The organism is Amycolatopsis sp. SID8362 (assembly GCF_010550475.1).
Lineage (GTDB): Bacteria > Actinomycetota > Actinomycetes > Mycobacteriales > Pseudonocardiaceae > Amycolatopsis > Amycolatopsis eburnea.
Genome location: NZ_JAAGNB010000923.1, coordinates 1 through 4,921, shown reverse-complemented (window position 1 = coordinate 4,921; position 4,921 = coordinate 1). Strand labels below are relative to the sequence as shown.

Annotated in this window: 6 protein-coding genes and 1 pseudogene; 2 read left to right on the top strand and 5 right to left on the bottom strand. The window is 72.3% G+C overall.

From position 1 onward, the window contains the following. On the top strand, nucleotides 1-491 hold a 491-nt coding region (locus G3I65_RS28800; protein ID WP_160698888.1), incomplete at its 5' end, for a sensor histidine kinase KdpD. Here G3I65_RS28800 and G3I65_RS28795 read toward each other — a convergent pair. The 4 genes from G3I65_RS28795 to G3I65_RS28780 are packed head-to-tail and all read right to left on the bottom strand — an operon-like array spanning nucleotide 488 to nucleotide 2,828. Then, on the bottom strand, nucleotides 488-1,408 hold the full coding sequence (locus tag G3I65_RS28795) for a TAXI family TRAP transporter solute-binding subunit (protein ID WP_160698887.1): 921 nt from the start codon (nucleotides 1,406-1,408) through the stop codon (nucleotides 488-490). The genes G3I65_RS28800 and G3I65_RS28795 overlap by 4 nt on opposite strands. A 40-nt stretch (nucleotides 1,409-1,448) precedes the next feature. After that, nucleotides 1,449-2,018: an RNA polymerase sigma factor ShbA gene (gene shbA / locus G3I65_RS28790; protein WP_160698886.1), complete on the bottom strand. Its 570-nt coding sequence runs from the start codon at nucleotides 2,016-2,018 to the stop codon at nucleotides 1,449-1,451. Beyond that, nucleotides 2,002-2,211, bottom strand: coding sequence for a hypothetical protein (locus tag G3I65_RS28785; RefSeq protein ID WP_160698885.1), 210 nt, complete (start codon nucleotides 2,209-2,211; stop codon nucleotides 2,002-2,004). The genes shbA and G3I65_RS28785 overlap by 17 nt, the downstream gene beginning before the upstream one ends. After that, nucleotides 2,208-2,828: a hypothetical protein gene (locus tag G3I65_RS28780; protein WP_160698884.1), complete on the bottom strand. Its 621-nt coding sequence runs from the start codon at nucleotides 2,826-2,828 to the stop codon at nucleotides 2,208-2,210. Before G3I65_RS28780 ends, G3I65_RS28785 begins: the two co-directional genes overlap by 4 nt. A gap of 540 nt (nucleotides 2,829-3,368) precedes the next feature. Here G3I65_RS28780 and G3I65_RS28775 point away from each other — a divergent pair. Beyond that, nucleotides 3,369-4,817 (top strand): MFS transporter, encoded by a 1,449-nt coding sequence (locus G3I65_RS28775; protein WP_160698883.1) that lies wholly within the window; start codon nucleotides 3,369-3,371, stop codon nucleotides 4,815-4,817. Here the strand turns inward: G3I65_RS28775 and G3I65_RS59105 are convergent. Beyond that, nucleotides 4,814-4,921: pseudogene (locus tag G3I65_RS59105) on the bottom strand (TetR/AcrR family transcriptional regulator); the annotation flags it as partial. The gene G3I65_RS28775 and the pseudogene G3I65_RS59105 overlap by 4 nt on opposite strands.

Sequence of the window (4,921 nt, the reverse complement as noted above, 5' to 3'; positions counted from 1 at the left end):
TGCTCTCGATGGCCCGCGCGGAGGCCTCCGGCGGCGAGCTGGACCCGGTCGTGCTCGACGAGGCCGTCGCCGAGCGCGTGGCCGACTGGTCGGTGGTCGGCGAGGCCCGCGACGTGCGGCTGGTCGTCGACACCCCGGGCGACGGCGTGTGCGTGCGGATGCCGCCGCGCGGGGCCGAGACGATCCTGGACGCGCTGCTCGACAACGCGCTGAAGTTCACCGCGGCGGGCACCGAGATCCGCGTCGCCGTCGAGCGCGACGGCGACCGCGTGCGCCTGTCGGTCCGCGACCACGGACCGGGCGTGCGGCCGGACGAGCTCGACCGCGCGCTGGACCGGTTCTGGCGCAGCCCGGCCCACCAGAACGTGCCCGGCTCGGGGCTGGGGCTCGCGATCGTCAGCGAGATCGTCGCGCACTCCGACGGCGAACTGGTGCTCGACCTGCCCGAAGGCGGCGGCCTCCGGATCTCGATGACGTTCCCGGCGGCCTAGGTCTTCTGCGCCCGGTAGTAGCGGAGCGCGCCCGGGTGCAGCGGGAGCGGCTGCGTCTCGATGCCGGGGTGGACGTCGATCGACAGCGCCGCCGGGTTGGCGACGGCGAGCTGCTGCCGGGCCGCGAACAGGCCGCTGACCAGCGCCTCGGCGACGTCGTCGCGCATCGACGTGCGCACCACCAGAAAGTTCGGCACCACCAGCGTGGTCACCGGCGCCACCTGGTCGTAGGTGCTCGCCGGGATGGTGGCGGTGCCGTAGACCTCGCTGATCGCCTGCATCTTCGGCATCAGGTCGGCGATGTCGACCAGCCGCAGCCGGCTCTTGTTCTCCGCCAGCTTCGGCGTCGGCAGCCCGCCGGACCAGAAGAACGCGTCGACGTCGTGGTTGAGCAGCGCCGCGACGGAGTCGTCGAGGCCACGGGTGATCGTGCTGACCTCGCCGGTCAGCTCGGCCGCGCCGAGCAGCTTCCCGGCGATGTACTCGACCCCGGAGGACGGCGACCCGATCGCGATCCGGTGCCCGCGCAGCTGCGCCACCGACCGGATGTCGGAGTCCGACCGCACGACGACGTGCAGGTAGTCGTCGTGGATCCGGGCGAGCGCGGCGAGCCCGTGGTTGGCCCGGTACTGGTCCGCGGCGACGTCGGCGGCGACGAAGGCGACGTCGGCCTGCCCGCTCAGCACCCGGCTGACGTTGTCGGGCGACCCCTGGGTCTGCAGCACCTGCGGCCGCTCGATGTCGAGCCCGGCCTGCCAGGCGGTGGCGAGGGTCTGGGCCAGCTTGTCGTAGACGCCGCCGGGGTTGCCCGCGGCGATCCGGAGGTGGACGTCGGCGAAGCCGCTGGTGCAGGCGGTGAGGACGAGGAGGAGGGCAGCCGCCAGCACGAGTCCGCGCGTCCGCCGGGTCCCGGTCACGAGCCGATCGTGCCAGACCCCGGCCGTGGGCGTCAGTCGGTCATACCTGCCACCAGGCGCGCAGCTTGGTCAGTGCGCGGTGCTGTGCCACCCGGACAGAGCCGGGGGACACGCCGACCGCGGCGCCGGTCTCCTCCGCCGAAAGCCCGACCACCACCCGCAGGACGACGATTTCCCGCTGCTGGCGCGGCAACAACGCCAGCAGCCGGCCGAGGCGCCCGTTGAGTTCCGCGCTCAAGGCAGTGGTCTCGGGCTCGGCGTCGAGTGCCGGACGTTCGGGCAGGTCGGGGACCGGCTCGGAACGATCGCGGGCCGCCGCCCGGTGCGCGTCGGCCACCTTGTGCGCCGCGATCCCGTAGACGAACGCCAGGAAGGGACGGCCTTGGTCCCGGTAGGCGGGCAAGGCCGAGAGCACGGCGAGGCAGACCTCCTGAGCGACGTCGTCGGGCGAGACGAGTGAGTGCTGTCCCGCGGGCATCCGGGCCCGGCAGTAGCGCATGACCAGCGGCCGGATGGTCGCCAGCACGCGCTCCACCGACGTGGGCTCGCCGTCGATCGCGAGGGGCAGCGTCGTGTCGAAACCGGTGGCCCGGTCAGCGTCCGCAGGCAACCGGCGCTCCCGGGGTCGGGGTGCAGGTTTCGCGGCCGGTGATGCTGATCGGCCCGGCGGTGAAGTCGGCCCGCAGCAACCACAGCCCACCCACCACGGCGCCGATCACCAGCAGGATCACCAGCACGGTCCGGAGGGTGTTGGGGGTGCTCGTGATGATCTTTTCGATCAGCCCGACGACGTTGCCGCTCACCGGAGCGCCTTCCGCCGGGCCGCGCTGAGCTCTTCGTAGCGGCCGGTCAGCTGTTCCACCTCGCTGTCGCGCAGGCTCAGTGCGCGCAGGAAGACGGTCATCTGGTCGGTCCGCGGCAGGGTGGTCCCGGTCAGCAGCCGGCAGAGCGTGGCACGGGACATCGCCTTGGTGACGTCGCCGTCGGCCTCGCACAGCCGGGCCATCCGGCGCAGCACGTCGGTCTTGCCGAGGTCGTGGCGGAGCATGGCCCGGCGCAGGTCGAGCGCGAGCTCGGCGAGCGGGTCGCCGGGCAGGCCCGGGTTGTGCTTGGTGAACTCCTCGAGCGCGGCGGCCCACCAGACCCGGTGGGCTTCGTGCGCGGGAGCGCCCACACCGGCGGCGATGCTGCGCACCAGCCGCAGCCGGGGCAGTTCGGTGCCGCCGAGCGCGCCGGACACGGCGCTGACGGAGTAGCTGGCCGCCGCCGCGACCGCTTCCAGCGACGTCTCACCGACGAAACCGCGCAGCCATTTCTTCAGCGTTTTGACGGCGGGCCCGGCCTCGGCGGGCAACGCCGATTTCCGTCGCCCCGGCCGCGGGCGGTACGCGGGCACGGGGGTACTCACGAAAGGCGGCACCGGAATCCTCCTCGGTCACGTCGTCCAGGCGAGGCGGTCGCCGCCGAGAGTGCCGGATTGCCGTCCGGGCCGAAGATCCTCGGTGCGACCGAATTACGGAGATCCTTGCCCACCGCGTGACCGGCGGCAACGTTCTGTCATATTCTCCGGAAATAGCCGTGATCGGAACGAGATTCGATCAAGTGCGCTTTTTTCCACCGTTCGTCTCAACGGGGGAACGCCCGGCGGCGGCCGTGACGACAAGGGGGCGAATGGCCGAGGACCTCCGTCGCACCGTCCAGGCGAGGCTCGAAGCCGTGCGGGGCCCGTTGCCGCGGGCCCCGCACCGGGGTCCCGGTCCTGGTGCCGGCGTTTTTTCCGCTGTTCGTCTCAACCGGGGAACGTCCGATGCCGGTCGTGACGACAAGGGGGCGTACGGCTGAGGACCTCCGTCACTTCGTCCAGGCGAGGCTCGCAGCACCGGCGGGGCCCGTTGCCGCGGGCCGCGCACCGCAGTTCATGAGACGAGCTATGGGGACGTGCGAACCTAACGTCGGACCCATGAGTTCTTCCGCCACCCTGTCCACCGCCTCGACCCGGTGGGACGCGCGTCTGTGGGGCGTTCTCCTCACCGTCTCGATCGTCACCGCGCTCGACGCGCTCGACGGGTCGATGGTCGGGGTCGCGCTGCCGGCCATCCAGGCCGAGTTCGGGTTGTCCACCAATGCCCTGCAATGGGTCATCAGCGGGTACGTGCTGGGCTTCGGCGGGCTGCTGCTGCTCGGCGGGCGCACCGCCGATCTGCTCGGGCGGCGGCGCGTCTTCCTCGCCGCCGTGTTGCTCTTCGCCCTGGCTTCGCTGTTCGGCGGGCTCGTCGACGACGGGGCGCTGCTCATCGCGAGCCGCTTCATCAAGGGGGCGGCCGCCGCGTTCACCGTGCCCGCCGCCCTGTCCATCGTGACCACCACGTTCCGGGAAGGGCCCGCGCGGAACAAGGCGATCAGCATCTTCGCCGTGTTCGGGGCCAGCGGGTACTCCGCCGGGCTGGTGTTCTCCGGGCTGCTGACCGAGCTCGGGTGGCGGTGGACCTTCCTGCTGCCCGCGCCGTTCGCCGCGGCCGTGGTCGTCGTGGCCTGGAAGCTGATCCCCGCGTACCGGACCGCGCCTTCCGGGGGCTACGACCTGCCCGGTGCGCTCACCGGGGTCGGGGGCTCGCTGCTGCTGGTCTACGGCGTGGTCGAAGCGCCCGAAACCGGCTGGGCCGCGCCCCGCACGCTGATCACCTTCGCGGTCGCGCTCGTGCTGCTGGTGGCGTTCGTGCTCGTCGAGAAGCGCAGCCGGAACCCCTTGCTGCGCCTCGGCATCTTCCGGTCCGGGCCGCTCGCACGGGCCAACCTCGGCGCCGCGCTGTTCTTCGCGTCCTTCATCAGCGTCCAGTTCGTCGTGATGCTCTACTTCCAGCGCGTGCTCGGCTGGACGCCGCTGCAGACGGCGCTGGGGTTCCTGCCGGCGGCGATGATCGTCGCGTTCGGCTGCCCGCGCGTCGATCCGCTGATCGAGCGGGTCGGGACCACCCGCGGGATCTTCGCCGGCGTGGTCGCGCATGTCTTCGCCTACGCGCTGTTCCTGCGCGTCGACGAGCACTCCGGGTACGTCGGCTCGGTGCTGCCCAGCATGGTCCTGCTCGGGCTCGGCTTCACGCTCGCCTTCCCGTCGTTCAACATCCAGGCCACGGCCGGGATCCCGGACGGCGAGCAGGGCCTGGCGGGCGGCCTGGTCAACACCTCGCTGCAGGTCGGCGGCGCGATCGGCCTCGCCGTCGTGACGGCGGTGCTGACCGCGGCCGGCGGCGGCGAGGTCACGCCCGCCGCGCTGCTGCGGGGTTGGTCGCCGGCGATCGCCGTGGTCACCGGCTTCACGGTGGCCGGCCTGTTCGTCGCGCTCGCCGGGCTGCTGGCCCGCCGCCGGGTCGTGGTGCCGGACGCCGAGCCGGAGCTCGAAACCGTTTAGCGGAGGGTCGCGACGCCGGCCAGGAAGATGTCGACGCCTGCGAGGAACTGCTCGCGGTCGTCGTGCTCGGCCAGCCGCGTCGCGGCCTTGCGCACGAACGGGTA